Raw genomic sequence first — 25,163 nt, 5'->3', positions numbered from 1 at the left:
AAGCCTAGGAGGAGGGTCTGACAACGCCCCTCCTCCTAGGCCACCGGCCGCGTCCGCCCTAGCTCCGCGTCCTCCCGGACTCCCGGACTCCCCGCTCCCGCGGTCAGAGAGCCGGTGCGTCCGGCCCGATCCGGCTCCGTACCGCCGTCTGGACCTCGGCCTCCTCGGCCGGGTCGGCGGCGAGGCGGCGCAGGCGTTCGGCGACGCGGACGTCTCCGGTCTCGGCGTGCAGGGCGGCCACCTCGCGGGTGGTCTCCTCGCAGTCCCAGAGGCACTCCACCGCGAACCCGGTCGGGTAGGACGGGTCGGTGGCGGCCAGGGCGCGGGCGGCCCTGCCCCGCAGGTGCGAGGAGGACGTCTCGCGGTAGACGTGGCGCAGCACGGGCGAGGCGCAGGCGATGCCGAGGCGGCCCGCTCCGTCGACCAGCGTCCACAGCCGGGGGGCGTCGGGTCCGTCGCCGCGTACGGCCTCCCGCAGCGCGCCGAGGACTTGGGGAGCGTCCTGGGCGGTGCCTCGGCAGGCGAGCACTCCGGCGGCCGAGGCCCCGAGGGCGTCGGGGCGGTGGGCCCAGCGCCGGGCCCGTTCCACGGCGTCGTCGCAGGTCATCCGCTCGAAGGCGGCGATGGCCGTGTCGGCGACGGTGCGGGCGGGGCTGACGGCGGCGGCCTCGATGAGGTCGAGGACGGCGGGGTCGCCCGCCTCCGCGAGATAGTGCAGGGCGGCGCAGCATGCGCCTTCGGGGCCGCTGCGGGCGGCCTCGACGATCAGGGGCAGGTCGTCGGGTCCGGCGACGGCGGAGAGGCAGCGGGCCGCGGGGACGTGCAGTTCGCTGCCGCGCTCCAGGGCCTGCTGGGCCCAGTCGAAGACGGCCTGGACGCTCCAGCCGGGGCGGGGACCCCCGGGGCGCATCTGGCGCTGCCATCGGTCGAACGAGCCCTGTTCGCCGGCGGCCCTGACCCGGGCGCCGACCGCCGCGCGCGGGTCGTCGGCCCACAGCCGCCAGGGGCGCGGCTCGAAGGAGTCCCGTACGGCGGCGGCGAGGTCGGCCGAGCCCTGGTCGGTGGCCGGGAAGCGGGCGAGGACGGGCAGCGCGAGGGAGCGCAGGCCGGCGTCGTCGTCGCGCAGGGCGAGTTCGTCCAGGGCCCAGGCCCAGTTGGCTCCGGTCGCCGCGTAGCGGCGGAGCAGGGCCAGGGCGTCGTCGCGCCCGTAGGAGGCGAGGTGGCCGAGGACGGACAGCGCCAGACCGGTCCGGGAGTCGTCCGTGTCGAGGTGGTCGTCGGGATCGGCGAGGTGTCGCTCGATCTCCTCGATACCACCGTCGAGGTCGAGGTAGAGGCGCGCGTAGTAGAGAGAGCGGTTCTCCACCTGCCAGTCGTGACGGGGGTCGCTCACGACGCAGTGGTTGAGAGCCGCGAGGGCCTCGGGGCGCGGTGCGGCGAGCGCGTGGAGCGTGCCGTCGCCGCGGCCCCTCTGCAACAGGCCGAGCAGGGTGCCGCTCGGCGCTATGAACGGATCGAACATGGGAGAAAGCCTCACATCAAGCTGTCGACGCAACCGGGACTGTGCAGTGCCCCGTGCCTCTCGGCACGCGGGAGTGTCCGGGGGGACACCGTTACGCCGCGCAGTGACATGATCGGCCGACCGCCGTCTTTCGCCTGGTGTAGAGCATCTTCCTCTGCCTCTCGTCGGTGGCCCTGAGCGGGCCCGCGACGTCATGATGACCCAGCCATTTCGCCACCGCGACCACATTTACGACGGACCGGTCAGCGGAGCCCACGGCGGACGCGCGACGGGGCGCGCCCGCCGGCGTCTCACCGGGCACCGAAGCGTTCCAGCAGGTCGGTCTTGCCGAACATCCGGGCCGTGTCCAGCGCGGACGGTGTTCCTGCGGCCGGGTCGGCGCCGGCGGCGAGCAGCGCGTCGACGACGGCGTCCTCGCCCTTGAAGACGGCTCCGGCCAGCGGGGTCTGGCCCCGGTCGTTGGCCCGGTCCGGGTCGGCGTCACGGGCGACGAGGGCGGCGACCGTCCCGGCGTGCCCGTGGTAGGCGGCGAGCATGAGCAGCGTGTCGCCCCGGTCGTTGGTGAGGTTGGCGGGGACTCCGGCCTCGACGTACGCGGTGAGCGCCTCGGTGTCGCCGGCGCGGGCCAGGTCGAAGACCTTGGTCGCCAGCTCGACCACCTCGGGATCAGGGGTTTCGCTCATCGGACGGACCGCCTTCCTTGACTGCTGCCACGGCTGTGACCGCCGCGGTTGACCTGGTGGGGAGTACGGCACGGGACCGTACGAGTGAATCGACAGGGTACTGCTCCAGGGCCGACATGACCCGGCCCGGATGCGGCAAGGGATCACCGCGGCTGATCCTGCCCGGCACGGACGAGGTGATGCCGCTCCCCGGGGGCCTGCTTCTGTGAGCCAGTCAAGTGAAAGCGCGGCATATTCACCCGATTGCACCTTTTGTCGTATAGATACTTCTCGTGATCCTGGAAGGACTCATGGTGACTGTCCCCTTCAACCAGGAGAGAACCGCTCATGATCCTTTCCATCTCGGGCGTGGTACTGCTCGCCATCGTCGTCTTCCTGTTCTTCAAGAAGGACGGACTCAAGGCCTCCCACGCCATCGTCTGCGCCCTGTTCGGCTTCTACCTGGCCGGTACCGCGATCGCACCGAGCATCACGGCGGGCGGCGCGAGCCTCGCCGGCCTGCTGGGCGGGATCAAGTTCTGACGCTCCGCGACCGCTCCCACCCCTACAGGAGACCGATGTGGCACGGCGACCACTCCCCCGCATTCTGAGCAGCGGCAGCGCTTCGATCACGCGCAGCAAAGAGATCGCGCGCACGGCCGCCGACAGTGCCACCGATGTCCTCCATCCGCTGATCACCGTGGTCCGCGGACTACGGCTGCTGGCCGTGTCCGGCCGGCGGAAGTGGGTCGCGACGCCCAAGGAGCGGCGGGGTCCCAAGCTGCTCCTCGGCGCGGCCTGCGTGCTCGTGGTGGCGCTCGTCCCCTACGGGCCGATCCTGGCCCTGGTCACGGTGATGGGCGCTGCCGCGTGGAAGGGGCGGGAGCGGACCCCGGTGAGGACCGGGCCCGACGACGCGGAGACCGCGCGTCTGCGGTCGCTGTACGAGGCGCTCGTGCCGTACTTCTCGACGCCCGACGACCCCGACCCGCTGTTCGCCCACGGCGGCGACTGGACGAAGGCCTTCGACGGGTACGCCTTCGACGCCGACGGGCGGCCCACCCGTCTGCGGGTCTCCTACCCCGCGTACTTCACGGACGGCGAGCCGGCCGCCCGCTCCCGCATCGAGCAGTTGCTCCACACCAAGTCCGGCCGGGGTCGCGAATACCACTTCGGCTGGGACGAGGAGGCCAACCGCCTCGTCATGACCGTGCTGGACGCGCTCCCCACGACGATCGCCGCCCAGCGCTTCGTCACCGCCCCCGGCGAGACGGTGCTCGGCTTCACCGACCCGGACGCCGTCTCGCGCACCGTCCCCGTGCGCGACGGCGACATGACGGTGGACGCCTCGCCCGTGGTCTGGCGGACCGGCGGCCGCTCCACCGAACCGCACCTGCTGGCCGTCGGACAGCCCGGCGGCGGCACCACGACCCTGGTCCGCTCGATCGCCCTCCAGGCCCTCCGGGACGGCGACGTCATCGTCGTCGACGGCAGCGGCACCGGCGAGTACGGCGCCCTCGCCGGGCGCGGCGGCGTCCTCGCCGTGGAGTCCGGCCTCGGTGGGGCGCTGGCCACACTGGAGTGGGCGGCACACGAGACGGAGCGCCGGCTGATCGCCGCCAACCGGGCCCGGCAGAGCGGCCACCCCGTGCCGGACGACATCCGGCGCCCGCTGTGGATCCTGCTGGACCGCCCCGGCGCCCTGGGTCATCTCGCGGCGGCCGACGGCAGGCCCGACCCGCTGGAGCTGCTCCGGATCCCGCTGCGGCACGGCCGGGCCGCCCAGGTCACCGTCGTGCTGGCCGAGCAGTTCGACGCGCTGGAAACCCTCACCGAGACCGTCACGACCCACACCCGCGCCCGCGCGGTCCTCGGGCCGGCCTCCCGCGAGCAGATCGAGGCCGTCCTCGGAACCGAACCGCACACCACGCCGCCACCCGAGGTCCCCGCGGGGCGCGGTTACGTCCGCCTCGGCGCGGGCCCGGTCCTGCGGCTCCAGGTGCCCGCCACCCCGGACCCGTACGACGACGCCACGAGCGAGGCGCACCGGCAGGCGGTGCTCGACCTGCTGCCCGACCGGCACCCCCCGATGGAGGCGGCTCCGGCGAGGGAGCCCGCCGACGAGGGCCCCCCGACGGAGCAGGTCCCCGTGGCGGTGGAAGCCGCGGCCCCTCAGGTGGAGGCCGTTCCGGTGGAGGCGATGGTCGCCGAGGCCAGGCCGTCCGAGCCGCTGGCACAGGCGCAGCCGGCGGGCGCCGAGAGCTGAACGGGGAGCACCGCCGCGCCACCGCGGGCGGGAAGTGGACCATCGATGGTCCACTTCCCGCCCGCGGTCGCCTGCGCGAGGTCCAGAGACCCTCAGGCCACGAAGCTGCGCGGGGCGTCGGCCCCCACGCCCGCCCCGGAGCGCACCAGGTCCACCGCGGCGGCCAGCCGTACGGCCGCCTCGTCCGCGACGGGCCCGCTGACCGTGAACGGCAGCCGTACGTAGCCCTCGAAGGCCCCGTCGACCCCGAAGCGGGGGCCCGAAGGCACCCGGACGCCGACCCGTTCGCCCGCCACGGCCAGCCGCGATCCGGAGAGGCCCCCGGTGCGCACCCACAGCGTCAGGCCGCCGCGCGGCACGGCGAACTCCCAGTCCGGCAGCTCCCGGCGCACCGCCGCGACCAGGGCGTCCCGGTTCTCCCGCGCCTGGCCGCGCCGGACCTCGACGGCCTGTTCCCAGCCGCCCGTGCCCATGAGCCAGTTGATGGCGAGCTGTTCCAGGACGGGGGTGCCCATGTCGGCGTAGGCGCGGGCGGCGACCAGGCTGCGGATGACGTCGGGGGCCGCCCGCACCCAGCCGATGCGCATGCCGGCCCAGAAGGCCTTGCTGGCCGAGCCGACGGTCAGGACCGTGCTGCCCGCCGGGTCGAAGGCGCAGACGCGGCGCGGCATGTCGACGTCGGCGTCCAGGCGGAGTTCGTTCATGGTCTCGTCGACGACCAGGACCGTTCCGGCGGACCGGGCCGCGTCCACCAGGTCCCGGCGCTGCTGCTCGTCGGCGAGCGCGCCGGTGGGGTTGTGGAAGTCGGCCACCACATAGGCGAGCCGGGGCGCGGCGTCCCGCAGCACCTGGCGCCAGCGGTTCATGTCCCAGCCGCCGAGCCCTTCCTCCATCGCGACCGGGACGAGGCGGGCGCCCGTCTCGCGCATCAGCTGGAGGATGTTGGCGTAACTGGGGGACTCGACCGCGATCCGTTCGCCGCGGCCCGCGAAGAGGTGACAGATCGCGTCGATGGCGCCCATCGCGCCGGTGGTGACCATGATCTGTTCGGGCATGGTCGGGATGCCGAGCGCCGTGTACCGGTCGGCGATCATCTGCCGCAGGGCGGGCAGTCCGGCCGGGTAGTCGCCGTGTGTGTGGGCGTACGGCGGCAGCTCCTCCAGCGCCCCCTGGACGGCGCGGGTCAGCCAGGGCTCGGGCGCGGGCAGGGCCGCGCAGCCCAGGTCGATCATCGAGCCGAGCGACTCCGGCGGCAGTGGTTCGAGGCCGCGGGCGGGCAGCGGGTTGCCGGCCGGGACGGCGGTCCAGCTGCCGGCGCCGCGCCGGGACTGCAGGAAGCCCTCGGCGCGCAGCGCCTCGTAGGCCGCCGCGACGGTCGTACGGCTGACGGCCAGGGCGAGGGCCAGTTCGCGTTCGGCGGGGAGGCGGGCGGCGACCGGGACCCGGCCCTCCAGGACGAGCAGCCGCACCCCGTCGGCGAGCGCACGGTAGGCGGGCGGCTTGCGGCCGCCCGGTCCGGTGGGCCGGGCCTGTTGCGACCGGAGCTGCCGGGCGAGCTGGGCCGCCCCCACCGTCGACGTCCACTGCGCCATCAAAATCAGTCCACCTTCCTCGTATTGGCCATAGTTGGTGACCGATCCCCTGCCACAGAGTGGCACGAAGCAGTCCACTACCACTACAGCAGGGGGCACAACGTGGCCAGGACCACCGGCCGGAGCACCACTCACCTCACCCGGCGGCTGGTCCAGCTGTACGTCGGCCTGACGCTGTACGGGGCGAGCTCCGCGCTCCTGGTCCGGGCCGGACTGGGCCTGGAGCCGTGGGGCGTGCTGCATCAGGGCCTCGCGGAGCTGACCGGGATATCGATCGGCGTGGTGTCGATCATCATCGGCGCGGTGGTGCTGCTGCTGTGGATCCCGCTGCGCCAGCGGCCGGGGCTCGGCACGGTCTCGAACGTCTTCGTGGTCGGGCTGGCGATGGACGGGACGCTCGCCGTGGTCGGCGACCTGGACGGACTCGGGTTCCGCGCGCCCGTCATGGTCCTGGGCATCGTGCTCAACGGGGTGGCGACCGGTCTCTACATCGCGGCCCGGTTCGGTCCCGGGCCGCGCGACGGGCTGATGACCGGGCTGAACCGGGTCACCGGGCGTTCCATCCGGCTGGTCCGCACGGCGATCGAGGTGGCGGTCGTGGTGACCGGATTCCTGCTGGGCGGCTCGCTGGGGGCGGGCACGGTGCTGTACGCGCTGGCCATCGGTCCGCTGGCCCAGTTCTTCCTGCGGATGTTCGCGCTCCCCGAGCCCTCCGGGCCCGGTGTCACCGTCGCCTCGGGCGAGCCGTCCACCACCGCGCCGCCCGCCGGTTCCGGCCCTGTTGCCGACCCGGCATCCGGGCAGGCCATACTGCCGCAGTGAATCCGAGCCACCCCTATCTGGACCACCCGGCGCCGATCGCCTTCGCCCATCGCGGCGGGGCGGCGGACGGCGTGGAGAACACCGCGACCGCCTTCCGCCGGGCGTCCGAGGCGGGCTACCGCTACTTCGAGACCGATGTGCACACCACGGCGGACGGCCGTCTGGTCGCCTTCCACGACGCCACGCTGGACCGGGTCACCGACGCCCGGGGCCGGATCTCCGCGCTGCCGTGGAGCGAGGTGCGCCGGGCCCGGGTCGGGGGCGGCGAACCGCTTCCGCTCTTCGAGGAACTGCTGGAGGAGTTCCCGAAAGCCCGGTGGAACGTGGACCTCAAGGCGGAATCGGCGCTGGAGCCGCTGCTCGGCCTGATCCGCCGCACCGACGCCTGGGACCGGGTCTGCGTCGGCTCGTTCTCGGAGGCCCGGGTGGCCCGCGCCCACCGCCTGGCGGGCCCCCGGCTGGCCACGTCGTACGGGGTGCGCGGCGTCCTGGGGCTGCGCCTGCGTTCGTACGGCATCCGGGCGGCGCTGCGCGCGGGCGCGGTCTGCGCCCAGGTCCCGGAGCGGCAGGGCGGCGTCCCGGTGGTGGACGCGCGCTTCGTCCGCACGGCGCACGCCCTCGGGCTCCAGGTGCACGTCTGGACGGTGAACGAACCGGAGCGGATGGCGGCGCTCCTGGACCTCGGCGTGGATGGCATCATGACCGATCACATCGAGACGCTGCGTACGGTGCTGAGCGAGCGGGGGGCATGGTCCTGACGCCCGGTCCGTCCACGTCCACAGGGGACGACCGAGGGGGCGCGGCTTGAGCACCGGGACCACAGGGAAGGCCGATCCGGCCGGGCAGCCGCCGGACGACCAGGCCGCTGCCGCCCGCAGACGCGAGCAGCACGGCTGGTACTTCTACGACTTCGCGTGCTCCGTCTACTCCACCAGTGTGCTGACCGTCTTCCTCGGTCCGTATCTGACGTCGATCGCCAAGGCGGCGGCGGATCCCGACGGGTTCGTGCACCCGCTGGGCATACCCGTGCGCGCGGGTTCGCTGTTCGCGTACTCCGTCTCGGCGTCCATCGTGGTGGCCGTCGTGCTGATGCCGATCGTGGGCGCGGCGGCGGACCGTACCGGGCGCAAGAAACCGCTGCTGGCGGCAGCCGCCTACACGGGGGCCGCGGCGACGGCGGGGATGTTCTTCCTGGACGGCCACCGCTATCTGCTGGGCGCGTTCCTGCTGATCGTGGCGAACGCCTCCATCTCCGTGTCGATGGTCCTTTACAACGCCTATCTGCCGCAGATCGCCGGGCCGGAGGAGCGCGACGCGGTCTCCTCGCGCGGCTGGGCGTTCGGCTACACCTCGGGCGCCGTCGTGCTGGTCCTCAACCTGATCCTCTACACCGGCCACGAGTCCTTCGGTCTCGCGGAGTCCGACGCGGTGCGGATCTGCCTCGCGTCGGCCGGTGTGTGGTGGGGCGCGTTCACCCTCGTACCGCTGCGCCGGCTGCGTGACCGCCGGATCCCGCCGAGCGGTGAGGGAGCGGTCGGATCCGGATGGCAGCAGCTGAGAGCGACCCTGCGCGACATGCGGCGCCACCCGCTGACGCTCTCCTTCCTGCTCGCCTATCTCGTCTACAACGACGGGATCCAGACGGTGATCTCGCAGGCCTCGCTGTACGGCTCCGAGGAGCTGGGCCTGGATCAGACGACGCTGATCGTCGCCGTGCTGCTGGTGCAGATCCTGGCGGTGGCGGGGGCGCTCGGCATGGGGCGGCTCGCCCGGACGTACGGGGCGAAGCGCACCATTCTGGGATCGCTGGTGATCTGGACCCTCATCCTGATCTCCGCCTATCTGCTGCCCGCCGACGCTCCGGGGTTCTTCTTCGTCCTGGCGGCGGCGATCGGCCTGGTGCTGGGCGGCAGCCAGGCCCTGTCGCGGTCGCTGTTCTCGCACCTGGTGCCGCGCGGCAAGGAGGCGGAGTACTTCTCCGCGTACGAGTTGAGCGACCGCGGACTGAGCTGGCTGGGGCCCCTGGTGTTCGGTCTGGCGTACCAGCTGACCGGCAGCTACCGCGACGCGATCATCTCGCTGATCGTGTTCTTCGCGCTCGGCGCGGTGCTGCTCGCGCGGGTCCCGGTGAGGCGTGCGGTGGAGGCCGCGGGCAACCCCGTGCCGGAACGGATTTAGACGTTGAAGTCAAAGGGCGGTAGTATACGTCTTTGGCCTGCCCGGGAGGACCGTTACTGCCAGTGGAAGCGGCTCGACCGTTGAGTGACAACTTCCACCAGAGGTGACAAACCGGGCATGCGCGGGTACTCAACCCAGATAAAGCAGCGGCACGACGGGCGACGCATGACCGGCAACGGGAATCTTTACCGCCGACCGGACGTTGACCGGATGACGACGACAGCGACATTTTGTCCTGTGGGCGACAAGCCCGGGAGGCACGATTCATGAGTGAGCGAGCTCTCCGCGGCACGCGACTTGTGGTTACCAGCTACGAGACGGACCGCGGCATCGATCTGGCCCCGCGCCAGGCGGTGGAGTACGCATGCCAGAACGGACATCGATTTGAGATGCCGTTCTCGGTAGAAGCAGAGATTCCGCCGGAGTGGGAGTGCAAGGCGTGCGGCGCCCAGGCACTCCTGGTGGACGGGGATGGCCCCGAGGAGAAGAAGGGCAAGCCCGCGCGCACGCACTGGGACATGCTCATGGAGCGGCGCACCCGCGAGGAGCTGGAGGAGGTGCTGGCCGAGAGGCTGGCGGTTCTGCGCTCCGGAGCCATGAACATCGCCGTGCACCCGCGGGACAGCAGGAAGTCTGCCTGACCGCGTAGTACCGCACTGCAGCACAGCACCAAGAGCCGTGGGCCGTGACACAGAACGTGTGTCACGGCCCACGGCTCTTGTGTATGCCCGGGGGCATGGCCCCGACGCCCGATGGCATGGCCCCCCGGCACGCCGGGAGCCTCCCTCAGGGCGTGAGGGGCGGGCGAGGGCCCCGGGGGTCGTCGTCGGGCCCGGAGGGCGCCTGGGAGCCGTCCTCGCGGATGACCTCGCCCTGGACGACCTTTCCGTCCGGCCGGCCCATCCTGGCCTGCTGGAAGGCGTCCGAGAGGCCCCCGGGCGCCGCGTCCCGCATACGGCGCTCCAGCGAGCGCTCCGCGTACCGGCTGATCATGGTGCGCACCGGCGGCACCAGCAGGATCAGTCCGGCCACGTCCGAGATCGGACCGGGGATCAGGAGCAGCAGCCCGCCCAGCATCAGCAGCCCGTTGCCCCGGGAGCCCTTGGCGCCCGCGGAGGTGGCCGGCGGCGTGGCCGGAGCGCCGGGCTGCCCCGGCATCTGCTGGAGCGTCTCGGTCAGGTTCTTGAAGGCGCGTCGGCCCGCGCTCTTGATGACAGCGGCGCCGAGCGCGGCCCCGGCCACCAGGATCAGCAGGACGACGAGACCGCCGGCCGCCGAGGCGACCAGGGTCAGGAGCCAGATCTCCAGGACCAGCCAGGCGGCCAGGGCCAGCGGCAGGAATCTACGGGCGCGCGAGCGCCGGGGACGGGTCGGGGGCGGAGTGCCGGTCGTCATGTCCCCAGTGTGCCTGTACGGGCGTGCGAACGGCGTAAGCGGGTGATCATGAAGCCGGTCGGGCCGCGCCCTCGTTCGCCGGTCCGGAGCTTCGGCGTTCGCCGGTGCGCGGTCTCAGAGGGTCTTGCGGCCCAGGACCTTGTTCGCGCGGGAGGTGATGCCCCAGCCGGTGACCCGCCACAGCGCCTCGACGAGGATGTCCCGGCTCATCTTGGAGTCGCCGATCTCCCGGTCGACGAAGGTGATGGGGACCTCGACCACGTGATAGCCCGCCTCGACCGCGCGGCGGGCGAGATCCACCTGGAAGCAGTAGCCCTGCGAGGCGACCTCGTCCAGTCCGAGGCCGTCGAGCGTCCCGGTGCGGAAGGCTCGGTAGCCGCCGGTGACGTCCCGGACGGAGAGACCGAGGGCGAGCCGGGAGTAGAGGCTGCCGCCGCGCGAGATCACCTCACGGCTCTTGGGCCAGTTGACCACGCGGCCGCCCGGCACCCAGCGGGATCCGAGGACCAGGTCGGCGCCCTTCAGCGCGGTGAGCAGCCGGGGCAGCTCCTCGGGCTGGTGGGAGCCGTCGGCGTCCATCTCGACGAGCACGCCGTAGCCGTGCTCGGAGCCCCAGGCGAAGCCGGCGAGGTAGGCGGCGCCGAGCCCTTCCTTGCCCTTGCGGTGCAGGACGTGGACCTGGTCGTCGGCCGCGGCGATCTCGTCGGCCGCCTTGCCGGTGCCGTCGGGGCTGTTGTCGTCGGCCACCAGGATGTCGGCATCCGGGACGGCGGTACGCACCCGGTCGACGATCGGCCCGATGTTCTCGACCTCGTTGTAGGTCGGAATGATCACCAGAACCTTGCCGAGCGGGCCGAACTGCCTCTGACCGCCGTCGTTCACTACTGCCCCTTAGAGTCCGTACACAGGGGGACACCATATCCAGCGCACCGCCGTCGGACGCCGACGCGGTCGCGCGGGCGCGCGGCGCGGCGCGGACAGACCCGTGGAACTGCGGACAGAACACGGGCCCGGCACCCGGCGACCGCCTCCGGGAGACGAGGCGGAGGAGACGCGGGAGGAAGCGTCGGAACTTCGGATCGGGGCCCGGCGCCCTTCGGGCCGACCTGGGACCCGCTGGCTGCGGGTCGACCGAAAGCCGTTGTCTACTGAACGTCCGGGCCCCACCCGGGTCCCACCCTCCGTCCGGCTGGAACCTTCCCTCGCCCCCGAGGCGCGGGCGCTGAACCTGGCTGTCGGCGGTGGTGGGCCGGTGCGGCACACCATCTCATGACCCAGCGGCGTTCGACGACTGCGTGGAGGTTTAACCGGACGGACGTCCTGTGGTGGACCCGGCCGAACCTACCGGCCCGTGGGCGCTTTCTGTCAACACCCGTGCGACCTGCGACTTTTTCCAGAATCGCCTGGTCAGTAAGGAAGGGCCGCAGGTCGCGGACCAGCGATCGGGCCATCGATCGGCGGTACGAAATGTCCCGACGTCACTCGTTCGGTCGAACGTAGACAGTTTGTCCGAAGACCACGGTCCGCAGGCAGACGGGAAGGTCGGCCCCGGGGGTGAGATCCGGCAGGCCGGGCGTCCCGGACCGGGGGTCGGTGGACCAGCGGGCGACCCGGTCGTCGGGGGCCTGGACCAGGAGTTCCGCGGTGCGCCAGACGGCGTAGTCGGCCGGGGCGCCGGGCACCAGGAGGCCCGCGTCGTCACGGCCGACGGCGCGCCAGCCGCCGCGGGTGTGCGCGGTGAACCCGGCGCGGACCGAGATGCGGTGTTCCGGGGTGCGGTGGTGGGCGGCGGCCCGCACGGCGCCCCAGGGGTCGAGCGGGGTGACCGGGCTGTCGGAGCCGAAGGCCAGCGGCACTCCGGCCCGCAGCAGCGCCGCGTACGGGTTGAGGGTGGCGGCCCGCTCCGCGCCCAGGCGCTCGGCGTACATCCCGTCCGGGCCGCCCCAGGCGGCGTCGAAGGCGGGCTGGACGGAGGCGGTAAGGCCCAGTTCCGCGAAGGCGGCGATCGTCTCGGGGGTGAGCATCTCGGCATGTTCGACGCGGTGGCGGGCGGCCCGGATCCGGTCGAGGCCGAGCGTGCCCGCGGCGGCCCGGATCCCGTCCACCACGGCGGTGACCGCGGCGTCGCCGATGGCGTGGAAGCCCGCCTGGAGGCCCGCCTCGGTGCAGGCGGTGACATGGGCGGCGATCCGGGCGGCGTCCAGGTGGGCGGTGCCGGTGTGCGGGTCGTCCGCGTAGGGCCGGTGCAGGCAGGCGGTGTGCGAGCCGAGGGAACCGTCGACGAACAGGTCGCCGGCCGCGCCGATCGCGCCCAGCTCGCGGATGCGCCGGGCGTCCTTCTCGTCGGCGATCTCCTCGGCCCAGAGGCCGAGGACGCGGGGTCCGGGCCGCTCGGCGGCCAGGGCGAGGAGGGAGGTGAAGTCCTCCTCGTCCGAGATCTCCGGCCCCCCGCACTCGTGCACGCTGCCGATGCCGAGGGAGGCGGCGTGGTCGAGGGCGGCGCGCTGCGCGGCTCCCCGCTGGGCGGCCGGGAGCGCGCCGTGGGCGGCGGCCCGTACCGCGTGGTGGGCGTCGCCGGTGAGCGGCGCGTCGGGGTGGTAACCGGTCATCGCGGTGACGCCGGGGACGAGGTCGAGCAGGGCCGTCGTGACGACCGCGGAGTGCACGTCGATCCGCGGCAGGTACAGGGCCCGGCCGCCGGCCGCCTCGTCGAGCTCGGCGCGCGACGGATGACGCCGCTCGGGCCAGCGGGCGGCGTCCCAGCCGTGTCCGAGCAGAACGTCCCCGGCGGGGCGCCCGTTCGCGAACGCACGGACGAGGCCGAGGGCCTCGGACAGGGTGCGGGCGCCGGAGAGGTCCAGCCCCGTCAGGGCCAGGCCGGTGGCGGTGGTGTGCACATGGGCGTCGGTGAACGCCGGGGTGACCAGGGCGCCTTCGAGGTCGACCACCTCGTCCACGCCGCTCGCGAAGGCGTCGGCGGCTCCTTCGGAACCCACCCAGGCGACATGGCCGCGTTCGACGACCATCGCGGTGGCGAACGGATCGGCGGGGCTGTGGACGTCTCCGCCGCGCAACAGCACGGTGCGGTGTCCGGGGGCGCTCTGGGGGGCGGTGCTCTGGCTCATGGGACCAGTCTCGCGCCTGGCGGCCGCCGCCCGGTCCCCGGCCCCCCGAGCGGCGGGCGGCCCGCCGCTCAGATACGCGGGGGCCGGGCCTCGTACGGGGTGGACAGGACGACGGTGGTCCGGGTGGACACGCCGGCGAGCGTGCGGATCCGGGTGAGCAGGTGTTCCAGCTCCAGCGGGGTCGCCACGCGCACCTTGAGGATGTAGTTCTCGTCCCCGGCGACGCTGTGGCAGGCCTCCAGTTCGGGCACTCCGGCGAGCCGTTCGGCGATGTCGTCGGGTGCGCTCGGGTCGAACGGTTTCACCGAGATGAACGCGGTGAGGGGCAGCCCGACGGCCTCGGGGTCGACGACCGCGGCATAGCCGCGGATCACCCCGCGCTGCTCCAGTCGGCGGACGCGCTGATGAACCGCCGAAGTGGACAGGCCCGTGGCCTTGCCCAGGTCGGTGTAGCTCATCCGCCCGTCCTTGACGAGCAACTCAACGATCTGACGGTCCAGCTCCTCCATGTGGATCAACCTATGGCCACGGGCGCCGCTCGGCACAGTCGCACGGGTCACGGTTCGACCTCTGCGGGCCCCATGTGACGAATGCCACACACTCGCGGCTCGGTAGCGGGCCGCCTCACGGTTATCGGCGATGCGCGGCGGGAAGTGCTTGCTGTGGTCGAGGCCGTGGCGCCTTGTCGGCCCACCCGAGGGGGGAATTTCCATGCAGAGCCTGAAGCTCACCGAACGTACCGAACCGGAGCCTGTTGATCCGGACGACGACGGTAGCGCCGACGCGTACGACATGTTCGAGATGGTCCGGGTGATCTGCCCGGACTGCGCCCAGCCCATCGCGCTCCTGGCCGACGAGGACGTCCTGCCGGAGCACGCCCGGTGCCCCACGCCGTGGAACCCCTTCGTCCTCACCGTCTGCACCGGAACCGGCCGCGGCGTGAGCGACGCCCGGCCCGCGGACGAGACGCTGGAACTCCAGGAGCAGGAGGCGGCGCTGTTGCTGACGCTCCCCCAGGGACTCGACTGGCGGATGCAGCCCTTCTCGCACGCCGGGGGACCCGGCTCCCGTCCGCTGCGCGTGCCGGGGATGCGGCGCGAGGCCGCCTGACCCGCAGGCCGTACGCCCTGCCCAGCACCACGACGGCCCAGGTCCTGTCGTTCGACGACAGGACCTGGCCGCCGTGGTGCCCGAGGCACCGCATCGGCCGGTCGTCGGCGACCGGGCGCGGGAACCCGCGAACGAGCGCTCGAATCGACATGGCAGTGACCCCGGCCGGCCCCGGCGCGTTGGCCCCGTATGACCACGCTGCATTCAACAGTCGGTTCGGGTCACCGCCGTCTCGCCGCACCCGCCCCCGCAGAATCGGTTCCGCAGCCGGGGACGCCCACACAGCCGCTGCCCCGCTCCACGGGGGCCTCACCCTTGGGCGCCCCCGTGGACCCGCCGATCTACAGCGCGCTGCTCAGGCAGTGGGAGAGCGACGGCCGCACCCTGCCGGGCCGCCGCGACCCGGAGTGGCGTCGGGCCGCGGCACTGCCCCCGTGGCCGGAGGCGCCGCCGCGGTTCAGCGCGTCTCGGGACCCGCGAGGTGGCGCGCGATGACCATGCGCTGGATCTGATTGGTGCCCTCCACGATCTGGAGCACCTTCGCCTCGCGCATCAGCCGTTCGACCGGGAAGTCGAGCGTGTAACCGTAGCCGCCGAGCACCTGGACGGCGTCGGTGGCCACCCGCATGGCCGCGTCCGTGCAGAACAGCTTCGCCATGGCGGCCTGCCGGGAGAAGGGCTCCCCCGCGTCCCGCAGCCGCGCCGCCTCCAGGTACAGCGCCCGGCCGGCCTCGATCTGGGTGGCCATGTCGGCGAGCATGAACCGCAGCCCCTGGAAGTCCGCGATGGGGCGGCCGAACTGCCGCCGGTCCGTGGCGTACCGGACGGCCTCGTCCAGCGCGGCCTGGGCGACCCCGACGGCACAGGCGGCGATGCCCAGGCGCCCGGAGTCGAGCGCGGACAGGGCGATGGCGAAGCCCTGGCCCTCCTCACCGACGCGCCGGTCGTCGCCGACCCGGACGCCGTCGAAGTGGAGCTGGACCGTGGGCGAGCCCTTCATCCCCATCTTCTTCTCGGGGAGAGCGGCGTTCAGACCCTCGGCGTCGCCGGGGACGAGGAAGGCCGTGATGCCGCGGGGGCCCTCGACGCCGGTGCGGGCGAGCACGGTGTAGAAGTCCGCGACGCCACCGTGGGTGATCCAGGCCTTGGTCCCGGTGATGACCCAGCCGTCCCCGTCCCGCACGGCCTTGGTACGCAGGGAGGCGGCGTCGGAGCCGGAGGCGGGTTCGGAGAGGCAGTAGGCGCCCAGCAGGCCCCCGGAGAGCATCGCCGGCAGATGCGCGGCGCGCTGCTCGTCGGTGCCGAATCCGGCCAGGGCGTGGCAGGCGAGGGAGTGGACGCTGACGCCCAGACCGACGGTGAGCCGGGCGGCGGCCAGTTCTTCCAGGACCTGGAGGTAGACCTCGTAGGGCTGGTCACCGCCGCCGTGGGCGGAGTCGTACGGGAGTCCCAGGAGTCCGGCCTCGGACAGGAGGGTGAAGACCTCGCGGGGGAAGACACCCGCTTCCTCCTCCCCGGCCGCCCGGGGAGCGATCTCCTTCGACACGATGTCGCGGACGAGCGCGACGAGCTGCCGGGACTCCTCGGTGGGCAGGCGGCGTTCCACCGGCTGCGGGGCACGGTCGGACATGACGGCGCTCTCCTCCCTGTCGGGCGTTGCGGCGGTCACGCGCTCGGGGTGGGAGAGGCGCCGCCGGGTGGTCTCCCGGAAGTGACCCGGGAAAGAAAGACAGACTGCCCAGCCGATCCTGCCTTCCCGGGTCACGGGTGGCGCGGTGATCGGCTGTGGCGGGTCGAGTATGCCCGATCGAATGTCTCCCGTCACGGGGGCAACCGCGCAGGCCAAACGGCCAGGACGACCGCGAACCACCGGCGAATTGGTCCGAACCATTGGCCCAACTGGTCCCGTGCTCCTACGGTTCCACCGAACGGCCATCGCGCCCCTGTCACGTCGGGTGCTCCCGGCCGCAGCCGGTGCCACGACGGAGGGCTTCCACTCCGACGCCGCGATCTCCACGCCGGGGGCCCTCGGCATCCCGCCGCAGAAGCTGCTGCCGGGCATCGGCCGAAGCGGACGTCGAGGGCTACAGGGTCCTAGCGCGAGCGAGCCGTCACAGCAGGCCGAGCTGGGTGACGAGCATCGCGAACACGACCACGAAGGCCCAGCCGGCGATGTGCTCCATCAGCTTCGAGCCGTCCTCGGGGCCGCCGGTGCGCGCGCGGCGGGCGTGGTGGGCGTTTCCTGCGGCAGTGGTCGCGGTCATGGCGTCTCGCTCTTCGTACGGCATCGACTGGGTCCCCCGGGACCCGACCAGAGTGCCAGCACCCCGGGCCGCGGAAAACGAGATCCCCGTCACGGCCCCGGGCGGACCGAGCGTCCGCGGGCGTCCCGCTCCGCAGGTACGGCAGGGAAAACGGGCCGGGACGGGCCACGCGGGCGGGAGCACGCAGTGGGGCACGCCACACCGGCTACGGGCCCGGTGGCCCGAGGGACCACCGGGAGCCGTCCTTCACTTGCGGCCGACGCCCGCGTACATCGCGACGTCCGGCGTCGGCGATGCGGCCCGCCACGCGGAGCAGGACACCACCCCGGGCTCCAGCAGCTCCAGGCCCTCGAAGTAGCGGGCCACGGCGGCCGGGGTCCGCTGCGTGAGCTTCGGCGTCCCGTGCTCGTTCCAGAACGCCACCGCCTCGTCGACGTCCGGCATGTCGGGGTGCGTGACCGTGTGGGACAGGACGAGGTGGCTGCCGGGGGCGAGCGCGTCCATCAGCCGACGGACGACTCCGTACGACTCCTCGTCGTCCTCGATGAAGATGACGACCCCGAGCAGCATCAGCGCCACCGGCCGCGAGAAGTCGAGAGTCTTCGCCGCTGCCGCCAGGATCGCGTCGACGTCCCGCAGATCGGCGTCCAGGTAGTCGGTGCGCCCCTCGGGTGTCCCGACCAGCAGGGCCTGGGCGTGCGCCAGCACCAGCGGGTCGTTGTCCACGTACACGACACGGGCGTCCGGGGTCACGCGCTGGGCGACCTCATGGGTGTTGTCGGCGCTGGGCAGACCCGTTCCGATGTCCAGGAACTGCGTGATGCCCTCCTGCTCGGCCAGGTGGCGGACCGCCCGTCCCAGGAACAGACGGTCCGCCTTCGCGTACGCACCGATGCCGGGGTGCAGCTCCCGGATCTCGTCACCGGCCTGTCGGTCGACGGGATAGTTGTCCTTGCCGCCGGTCCAGTAGTTCCATATCCGGGCCGTGTGCGGGCGGGATGTGTCGATGCGCGAGTTGAGGTCGGTCACCTCTTCAACATAGCGCGGCCCTCCCGGCAACTCCTCTGCGCCCACGGCACTTTGGCGGCGCGGACGGCCGCGGGGCCGCGCACGCTCACAGCAGGCCGAGCGCCGTTAGCACGCGCCACTGCCCCGGTGTCGTCCGCGTCGGCCAGTAGACATAACACACCCCGCCCGTGCCGCTCCTGACCTTGCCAGCCGCGTCGTAGCGTCTGGTCCGCAGCCAGATGTTTTCCCATTCACGCCGCCGGTAGACCCGGCGTACCGCGTCGTTGTCGGGGGACGCGGGGTCGTTGGCGATGACGTCGCCCTCGGGGGTGAAGCCGATGACCGTCATCAGGTGGCCGGCCGTTCCGTATCCGGCGCCGGTCAGTTCCTCCTCGCGGAAGGACTGGGAGGTGATGACGGGGATGCCGGCGCGGATCAGCCGCTCCACGTCGGTGAGCGAACCGAGCCGGGTGACGACGGCGTTCAGGTCGCGGTACGTGGCGGCGTAGGCGGCGTTGAACGGCCAGTTGCCGCAGCCCTCGTACTGGTAGTCGTAGGTCTGGCGGGCGGCGTGGCAGACCTGGGGGTCGGGCAGGCCGGGCTTGACCCAGGCCAGGTCCTCGGCGGTGGGGCGGCGGCCCCAGTGCTCGATGATCATCTGCGAGGAGGTGGGGCTGCACCACGCCTCGCCGCCGTTGTCGTACTCGGGGTACTGCCCGATGTGGATGTTCTGCGAGTAGCGGGGCACGGGCAGTTCGCGGGCGAGCGCGGGGGTGCTCGCGGGCACGGTGAAGCGGTCGGGCACGTCGGAGGCCATCGCGCCGACCCGCCAGACGGTCGGGGTGAGGCGGCTGCCCGGGGTGCGGTACAGCGTGAGCCGCAGCCGGTAGGAGACCAGGCGGACGCCGCTCGCGGGGTCGTCCACCGAGAAGGTGTCCGTCCACACGGAGCTGTACGGGTCGCCCTGGCCGTCGACGGACGTACGGCGGATGTCGCCGTCGCCCGCCGCCCAGCGGCCCATCACGAACCAGGGCGTCGCGGTGCCGTCCGCGTAGACGCCGCTCAGCTCGACCTGGATCCAGGTGCCGGCCGGGGTGCGCGCGTTCCAGGAGGCGATCACCTCGGTGGCGGGGACGGCGGAGCGGTGCACGGGGGACGTCCAGGTGGCGTAGTCCCAGGCGGCCGTCCCGCCGGTGTGCGGGTCGGTGTAGTCGGTGCGGCCCGCCGGGACGGCGATCACCACGCCGGGCCGGGGCCCCGGAAGCACCCGGGTCCCGTCGCCCGTGCCGCAGCGCCAGTCGGTGTAGGTGTGCCAGAAACGGTTGTCCATGAGCGCTTCCGGGGCGGCGGAGGAGCCGGTGGGCGAGGTCGGGGCGGCGGACGCGGACGCGGTGGAGCCCACCGTGCCGGCGGCCGCCGCCGCGGCGAGCGCGGCGGTCAGAACGGTTCTGCGCGAAGTCGGACTGGTCATGGTCGTGACCCCCGGTCGGATGCGGAAGGTGGTCTGCGGGTGCCGTGCGGTGCGCCAACTATCCCGGTCCGCAGTCGGATCGGGCCAGTGTTCGGCAGTCGCCGCCGGACCGAATATGGGTCTGGACCACTGGCGTGACCTGCGGTGGACCCCGGGCGCTTCCGTGCCGGAACGTACCCTGGAGCCATGGATGACCTGGCCCGCCACGCCGATGACCTCTCCGCACTGCCCCCCTCCTGCGGACCGGTGCGGCTCGTCGCGGTCGACGGGCACGCCGGTTCGGGCAAGAGCACTTTCGCCGCCCGTCTCGCGGCGGCGCTGGGCGGTGCGCCGGTCCTCCATCTGGACGACCTCGCCACGCACGAGGAGCTGTTCGGGTGGACGGGGCGGCTGCGGGAGCAGGTGCTCCTGCCCCTCTCGCGCGGCGAGAGCGCCCGGTACGCCCCGTACGACTGGACGGAGCGGCGCTTCGGCCCGGCGCGGACCTTGGAGCCGGCCCCGGTGGTGCTGGTGGAGGGGGTCGGCGCGGGGCGCCGTCAGGTGCGCCCGTGGCTGGCGGCGGTGTGCTGGATGGAGGTGGACCGGGACACGTCCTGGGAGCGGGGCCGGCGGCGGGACGGGGCCGGGCTCACCGGGTTCTGGGACGGGTGGACGCTCGCCGAGGCCCGGCATTTCGCCGAAGATCCCTCACGGCCGTACGCCGACACTCTGATACGCCAGTTGCCGGAGGGGTACGTGTGGCTGGCGGGGCCCCGCACGACAGCGGGAGTGCACCGGGCCATCACACACGGTAGCCAGGACGTCCCGCCATACTGAGCAGTCGGAAATCGACCCGGAAGTGCCCCAACTCCGCTTGACCGGGGGGCCTTACTGGTCTTACGTTCTCATTGTGCGGCTTTTCGGAGCCCCCATGGACGCGAAGCCCCCGGTTGTTCCCCCGTGATCGGGGGCTTCGCTCTGTGCTCCCCCGCCGCCCCGGCGACCACGCAGAGCGATTCACTCACCCTGGGTCACCACCTCCGAGGGTCGGCCATCGGGCGGTCACCTCCCCGTGCGCGGGTACGATGCACCTCGGTGTGGTCAATTCCCTTCCTCCACGCCGTGATTCAGCACGCTCCGGTGGGCATGCTGTGCGGGCGGGACATCCTGGGGGCACGGTTTGTGGGGGACCTGATGGACATCGGCACACAGGGCGCTGGAGCCCCTGCCGACCTCGCCTGGCTGCGTGGCATGGACGCCTACACGATGGGCGCCTACCCGCAGGCCGAGGAGGAGTTCAGAGCCGCGGTGCGGTTCGATCCGGGCATGGCGGACGGCTGGCTCGGCCTCCACGCGCTCCGCATCGACACCACCACGGCCCTGTTGCGCATGTACCAGCACCGCGACCGCTTCGGCGAACAGCGGGCACGCCACCGCCGTACGCTCAACTCCTGGTACTGGCTCGGCTGGTGGGTGCAGCCGGTGCTGGAGAGCCGGCGCGATCTACTGCTCGCGCACGCCTCGCACTGGCTGGACGGACGCCATGTGCCCGAGCTGGACCGGGCGTTGGCCGGGTTGCCGCCGGTGGACGCGGATCCGCAGGTGCGGTTCCTGCACGCCTGTCGCTCCTATCTGGTCAAGGACTGGGAGCAGTTGGTGCGCTGCACCGAGCAGCTCGTCGACGATCCGATGCTGGGCATCGAGGCGGGTCTGTTCGGCGGGATGGCTCGGGTGCGGCTGGAGATGTTCGGGCAGGCGGAGCCCCTGCTGTCGGCCGCGCTGATGCGCTGCCGCAGCGAACAGCCACAGCGCAAGGAGCTGCGCTACTGGCTGGCGCGGGCCCACGAGGGCACGGGGCGCAGCGCGGCCGCCCTGCCGCTGTACCGGGCGGTGCACCGGGTCGACCCGGCCTTCATGGACACCTCCGCCCGGCTGGCCGCGCTCGTGGAGGGCGACGGGTACGACGAGTCGGCGGACCTGGCCGCCGTGACCCTGACCGGTTTCGGTTCCGGTGCGTCGGGGACGGCGGCGCAGCCGGAGGGCGACGCGCTGCTGGGCGCCGATCCGGTGGACGGACGGGAGCCCTGGCCGGTGAGCGACGCGGGGCTGCTCGGTGACGAGCCGGTCCCCGGCCCGCCCGCCCCCGTCGAGGGCGCCCGTCGGACCAAAACCCGTAAGCCGCCACCGTTCCCTGCCGGACCCAGCGATCCCGCCCTGCTCGCCGAGGCGCTGGCGCAGTTGGAGCGCATGGTCGGTCTCGAACCGGTCAAGCGGCAGGTCAAGGCGCTCTCGGCGCAGTTGAACATGGCCCGGCTGCGGGCCGAGCAGGGCCTCCCGGTCCAGCCGCCGAAGCGTCACTTCGTCTTCTCCGGCCCCTCCGGCACCGGCAAGACCACCGTGGCGCGCATCCTGGGCAGGGTCTTCTACGCCCTCGGGCTGCTCGGCGGCGATCATCTCGTCGAGGCCCAACGGTCCGATCTGGTGGGCGAGTTCCTGGGGCAGACGGCGGTGAAGGCCAATGAGCTGATCGACTCGGCGCTCGGCGGGGTGCTGTTCGTCGACGAGGCGTACAGCCTGGCCAACTCCGGTTACAGCAAGGGCGACGCGTACGGCGACGAGGCGCTTCAGGTACTCCTCAAGCGGGCCGAGGACAACCGGGACCATCTCGTCGTCATCCTCGCGGGTTACCCGGAGGGCATGGACCGGCTGCTCGCCACGAACCCGGGGCTCTCCTCCCGCTTCACCAGCCGGGTCGACTTCCCCAGCTACCGGCCGCTCGAACTCACCGCGATCGGGAGCGTGCTGGCCGCGGAGAACGACGACGTGTGGGACGAGGAGGCGGTGGACGAGCTGCGCTCCATCAGCGGCCATGTGGTGGACCAGGGCTGGATCGACGAGCTGGGCAACGGCCGCTTCCTGCGGACGCTGTACGAGAAGAGCTGTGCCTACCGTGATCTGCGGCTCTCCGGCTGTCCGGGCGAGCTGACCCGCCAGGACCTGTCGACGCTGCGGCTGGCGGACCTGATGCAGGCGTACGGCGAGGTGCTGTCGGGGCGCGGCCCGGTGGGCCGGGGCAAGCAGGAGCCGGGCGCGGGCTGACGCCGCGCCGGGGGCGTTCGCTCCCGGCGCGGCGCGGCCGTGCCTCAGTGCACGAGGGCCCCGGGCGCCGGAAGGTCCGGCGCCTTCGGCACGTCCACCGTCCGGCGGGGCACCGAGACCGTCCGGTGGGCCGGGTCGCGGACCTCCCCCACCAGCGTCTCCAGGACGTCCTCCATGGCGACCAGGCCGAGGATCCGGCCCGAGGCGTCCGCGACCTGCGCCAGGTGCGTCGCGGCTCGGCGCATCACGGTCAGGGCGTCGTCCAGGGGGAGTTCGGCCCGTACGGTCGCCATCGGGCGCCAGAGCTGCTGCGGGACCGCGCGGTCGGCGTCCTCCAGCTCCAGGACGTCCTTGACGTGGAGGTAGCCCATGAAGGGGCCGTTGCCGTCCGCGCAGACCGGGAAGCGGGAGAAGCCGGTGCGCACGGTCAGCTCCTCGATCCGGCGCGGGGTCACCGACGGGTCGACCGTGACCAGGGACGCCCGCTCCAGCAGGACGTCGGCGACGGGCCTGCTGCCCAGTTCGAGGGCGTCCTCCAGGCGTGTCGCCGCCTCCGGTCCGAGGAGGCCGGCCTGTCCGGAGTCCTCCACGAGCCGGTTGAGCTGCTCGCTGGTGAAGACGGCCTCCACCTCGTCCTTCGGTTCGACGCCGAACAGCCGTAGCACCAGCCCTGCGCAGGCGCCCAGCGCGGTGGTGACCGGGCGGCAGAGCCGGGCGAAGGCGACCAGACCGGGGCTCAGCCACAGTGCGGTCCGCTCGGGCGCGGCCATCGCGAGGTTCTTCGGGACCATCTCGCCGATGACCAGGTGCAGGACGACCACCGACAGGAGCGCGAGGGCGAAGCCGAGGGGGTGGACGAGCCCGTCGGGGACGTGGGCCGCGTGGAAGAGCGGCTCCAGGAGATGGGCGAGCGTCGGCTCGGCGACGGCTCCGAGGGTGAGGGAGCAGACGGTGATGCCGAACTGGGCGGCGGCCATCATCTGGGGCAGGTTCTCCAGCCCGTGCAGGACCGTGCGGGCCCGGCCGGAGCCCTGTGCGGCGAGCGGTTCGATCTGGCTGCGGCGTACGGAGACGAGGGCGAACTCGGCGCCGACGAAGAAGCCGTTCGCCAGCACGAGGAGGGCGGCGAGGAGGAGTTGGAGCATGCTCATCGCGCGGCCTCCAGCAGTGCCGGGGCGGCCCTGTCCGGCAGCGGGTCGGGCGCCAGTGGGCCGGACACCCGGGTGAAACGGACCCGTTCGGCGCGGTTGTGGGCGACCTGGCGGACGGAGATCCGCCAGCCGGGGAGTTCGGCCCGGTCGCCGGGGGCGGGGATGCGGCCCAGCAGGCCGGCGACGAGCCCGGCGACGGTCTCGTAGGGCCCCTCGGGCACATCGAGTCCGCTGCGGCGCAGGGTGTGCACCCGGCAGCTGCCCTCGGCGTCCCACACCGGGCGGCCGTCCTCGGCGGGGGCGGCGGTCAGCTCGGGGCGGCCCGCGCCCTCGGCGTCGTGCTCGTCGCGGACCTCGCCGACGAGCTCCTCGATGATGTCCTCCAGGGTGACGACGCCCGCGGTGCCGCCGTACTCGTCGATGACCACGGCTATCGGCTGTTCGTGGCGCAGCCGCCGCAGCAGCGCCTCCACCGGCAGCGTCCCGGGCACCAGGAGCGGGGGGACGGCGATCCGTCCGGCCGGGGTGCGCAGGCGTTCGGAGGCGGGGACGGCGAGGGCGTCCTTGAGATGGACCATGCCGATGACCTCGTCGATGCGGTCCCGGTAGACCGGGAAGCGGGAGAGGCCGGTGGCGCGGGTGAGGTTGAGGACGTCCGCGGCGGTCGCAGTGGAGTGCAGGGCGCTGACCTTCACCCGGGGGGTCATGACGTGCTGGGCGGTGAGGCCGGCCAGCGAGAGGGTCCGGACGAAGAGGTCGGCGGTGTCCTGTTCCAGGGTTCCGGCCTCGGCGGAGTGCCGGGCCAGGGAGACCAGCTCGCCCGGGGTGCGGGCGGAGGCCAGTTCAGCGGTGGGCTCGACGCCCAGGAGCCGCACCAGCCGGTTGGCCAGGGCGTTGAGGAGGGTGATCACCGGGCGCAGGAGCGCGGCGAAGCGGGCCTGCGGTCCGGCGACGAAGCGGGCCACCTGGAGCGGCCGGGAGACCGCCCAGTTCTTGGGCACGAGTTCGCCGACGACCATCTGGACGGCCGAGGCCAGCAGCATGCCGACGACGACGCCGACGCCCGGGACGGCCCCCGCGGGGAGTCCGGCGGCGGTGAGGGGTCCGGCGAGCAGCTGGGCGAGGGCCGGTTCGGCGAGCATGCCCACCACCAGGGAGGTGATGGTGATGCCGAGCTGGGTGCCGGAGAGCTGGAAGGAGAGTTCGCGCAGGGCTTCGACGACGGTACGGGCCCGTCGGTCGCCTTCGGCGGCGGCGCGCTCCGCGTCGGGCTTCTCCACGGTGACGAGCCCGAATTCGGCCGCCACGAAGAATCCGTTGGCGAGGATGAGGAGAAAGGCCGCTGTGAGGAGCAGCAGAGGGGTGGTCATGAGGCCGCCGCCTCCGGGGAAGGGGCGGCGCAGGTACTACCGGACGATCCGTCCATTGCTGGAGGGAGTCACTCCTTGGGTCGCAGGGAAAGCCCCGCGGGCCCGGGATGGGGCCGTGGAACGGGCGGGGCGGGGCGCGCGGGGCGCCG

General features: G+C 72.9%; 22 protein-coding genes. 9 read left to right on the top strand and 13 right to left on the bottom strand.

Annotation, left to right across the window (positions count from 1 at the left end; genetic code table 11):
- Positions 1-103: 103 nt before the first annotated feature.
- Entirely contained in the window at positions 104-1,522 is a 1,419-nt protein-coding gene (locus N7925_RS31185; RefSeq protein ID WP_274345827.1) for a HEAT repeat domain-containing protein, read from the bottom strand.
- 290 nt (positions 1,523-1,812) lie between these two features.
- Positions 1,813-2,205: an ankyrin repeat domain-containing protein gene (locus tag N7925_RS31180; protein WP_265602805.1), complete on the bottom strand. Its 393-nt coding sequence runs from the start codon at positions 2,203-2,205 to the stop codon at positions 1,813-1,815.
- Positions 2,206-2,532: 327 nt separating this feature from the next.
- Between N7925_RS31180 and N7925_RS31175 the strand changes: the two genes are divergently transcribed.
- Positions 2,533-2,727, top strand: a complete 195-nt coding sequence (locus N7925_RS31175; RefSeq protein ID WP_003970432.1) for a hypothetical protein — start codon at positions 2,533-2,535, stop codon at positions 2,725-2,727.
- 37 nt (positions 2,728-2,764) lie between these two features.
- On the top strand, positions 2,765-4,450 hold the full coding sequence (locus tag N7925_RS31170; RefSeq protein ID WP_274345826.1) for a hypothetical protein: 1,686 nt from the start codon (positions 2,765-2,767) through the stop codon (positions 4,448-4,450).
- Positions 4,451-4,542: 92 nt separating this feature from the next.
- Here the strand turns inward: N7925_RS31170 and N7925_RS31165 are convergent, their stop codons facing one another.
- Positions 4,543-6,042, bottom strand: coding sequence for an SCO1417 family MocR-like transcription factor (locus N7925_RS31165; RefSeq protein ID WP_265602803.1), 1,500 nt, complete (start codon positions 6,040-6,042; stop codon positions 4,543-4,545).
- Between the two features lie 102 nt (positions 6,043-6,144).
- On the opposite strand from N7925_RS31165, the gene yczE reads away from it, so the two are divergent.
- The 4 genes from yczE to N7925_RS31145 all read left to right on the top strand — a co-directional run bounded on the left by yczE (position 6,145) and on the right by N7925_RS31145 (position 9,683).
- Complete coding sequence (gene yczE, locus N7925_RS31160; RefSeq protein WP_274345825.1) at positions 6,145-6,864, top strand: membrane protein YczE; 720 nt, start codon at positions 6,145-6,147, stop codon at positions 6,862-6,864.
- Complete coding sequence (locus N7925_RS31155) at positions 6,861-7,622, top strand: glycerophosphodiester phosphodiesterase (protein WP_274345824.1); 762 nt, start codon at positions 6,861-6,863, stop codon at positions 7,620-7,622. Before yczE ends, N7925_RS31155 begins: the two co-directional genes overlap by 4 nt.
- A gap of 46 nt (positions 7,623-7,668) precedes the next feature.
- Positions 7,669-9,042, top strand: coding sequence for an MFS transporter (locus N7925_RS31150; protein ID WP_265602800.1), 1,374 nt, complete (start codon positions 7,669-7,671; stop codon positions 9,040-9,042).
- 266 nt (positions 9,043-9,308) lie between these two features.
- Positions 9,309-9,683: an RNA polymerase-binding protein RbpA gene (locus tag N7925_RS31145; protein ID WP_003959706.1), complete on the top strand. Its 375-nt coding sequence runs from the start codon at positions 9,309-9,311 to the stop codon at positions 9,681-9,683.
- A 145-nt stretch (positions 9,684-9,828) separates the two neighbouring features.
- Here N7925_RS31145 and fxsA read toward each other — a convergent pair whose 3' ends face one another.
- The 4 genes from fxsA to N7925_RS31125 form a co-directional block, all read right to left on the bottom strand.
- Complete coding sequence (gene fxsA, locus N7925_RS31140) at positions 9,829-10,437, bottom strand: FxsA family membrane protein (protein WP_274345823.1); 609 nt, start codon at positions 10,435-10,437, stop codon at positions 9,829-9,831.
- Between the two features lie 114 nt (positions 10,438-10,551).
- The gene (locus N7925_RS31135; protein ID WP_265602798.1) at positions 10,552-11,319 is read right to left on the bottom strand and encodes a polyprenol monophosphomannose synthase; all 768 of its coding nucleotides are present in this window, start codon (positions 11,317-11,319) and stop codon (positions 10,552-10,554) included.
- Positions 11,320-11,915: 596 nt separating this feature from the next.
- Complete coding sequence (locus N7925_RS31130; RefSeq protein WP_274345822.1) at positions 11,916-13,562, bottom strand: amidohydrolase; 1,647 nt, start codon at positions 13,560-13,562, stop codon at positions 11,916-11,918.
- A gap of 68 nt (positions 13,563-13,630) precedes the next feature.
- Positions 13,631-14,071, bottom strand: a complete 441-nt coding sequence (locus N7925_RS31125; protein ID WP_010057405.1) for an Lrp/AsnC family transcriptional regulator — start codon at positions 14,069-14,071, stop codon at positions 13,631-13,633.
- A 202-nt stretch (positions 14,072-14,273) separates the two neighbouring features.
- On the opposite strand from N7925_RS31125, the gene N7925_RS31120 reads away from it, so the two are divergent.
- A complete protein-coding gene (locus N7925_RS31120) occupies positions 14,274-14,672 on the top strand; it encodes a hypothetical protein (protein ID WP_265602796.1) in 399 nt (132 codons plus the stop codon).
- Positions 14,673-15,129: 457 nt separating this feature from the next.
- Here the strand turns inward: N7925_RS31120 and N7925_RS31115 are convergent, their stop codons facing one another.
- The 4 genes from N7925_RS31115 to N7925_RS31095 form a co-directional block, all read right to left on the bottom strand.
- Positions 15,130-16,302, bottom strand: a complete 1,173-nt coding sequence (locus tag N7925_RS31115) for an acyl-CoA dehydrogenase family protein (RefSeq protein ID WP_274345821.1) — start codon at positions 16,300-16,302, stop codon at positions 15,130-15,132.
- A 481-nt stretch (positions 16,303-16,783) separates the two neighbouring features.
- Complete coding sequence (locus tag N7925_RS31105; protein ID WP_018960604.1) at positions 16,784-16,936, bottom strand: SCO1431 family membrane protein; 153 nt, start codon at positions 16,934-16,936, stop codon at positions 16,784-16,786.
- Positions 16,937-17,182: 246 nt separating this feature from the next.
- On the bottom strand, positions 17,183-17,965 hold the full coding sequence (locus N7925_RS31100; RefSeq protein WP_265602794.1) for an SAM-dependent methyltransferase: 783 nt from the start codon (positions 17,963-17,965) through the stop codon (positions 17,183-17,185).
- A gap of 85 nt (positions 17,966-18,050) precedes the next feature.
- Positions 18,051-19,415 (bottom strand): peptidase C39 family protein, encoded by a 1,365-nt coding sequence (locus N7925_RS31095; RefSeq protein WP_265602793.1) that lies wholly within the window; start codon positions 19,413-19,415, stop codon positions 18,051-18,053.
- Positions 19,416-19,601: 186 nt separating this feature from the next.
- Between N7925_RS31095 and N7925_RS31090 the strand changes: the two genes are divergently transcribed.
- Entirely contained in the window at positions 19,602-20,231 is a 630-nt protein-coding gene (locus N7925_RS31090; protein WP_274345820.1) for a uridine kinase family protein, read from the top strand.
- A 357-nt stretch (positions 20,232-20,588) separates the two neighbouring features.
- Complete coding sequence (locus tag N7925_RS31085; RefSeq protein ID WP_274346581.1) at positions 20,589-22,493, top strand: AAA family ATPase; 1,905 nt, start codon at positions 20,589-20,591, stop codon at positions 22,491-22,493.
- 44 nt (positions 22,494-22,537) lie between these two features.
- On the opposite strand, the gene N7925_RS31080 is transcribed toward N7925_RS31085, so the two are convergent.
- Complete coding sequence (locus N7925_RS31080) at positions 22,538-23,644, bottom strand: hemolysin family protein (RefSeq protein ID WP_274345819.1); 1,107 nt, start codon at positions 23,642-23,644, stop codon at positions 22,538-22,540.
- Entirely contained in the window at positions 23,641-25,014 is a 1,374-nt protein-coding gene (locus N7925_RS31075) for a hemolysin family protein (RefSeq protein WP_274345818.1), read from the bottom strand. Before N7925_RS31075 ends, N7925_RS31080 begins: the two co-directional genes overlap by 4 nt.
- Between the last annotated feature and the right edge of the window lie 149 nt (positions 25,015-25,163).

The sequence above is a fragment of the Streptomyces sp. CA-278952 genome (assembly GCF_028747205.1).
In the GTDB taxonomy this organism is placed as follows: domain Bacteria; phylum Actinomycetota; class Actinomycetes; order Streptomycetales; family Streptomycetaceae; genus Streptomyces.
This window is presented reverse-complemented; position numbering and strand designations above follow the sequence as displayed.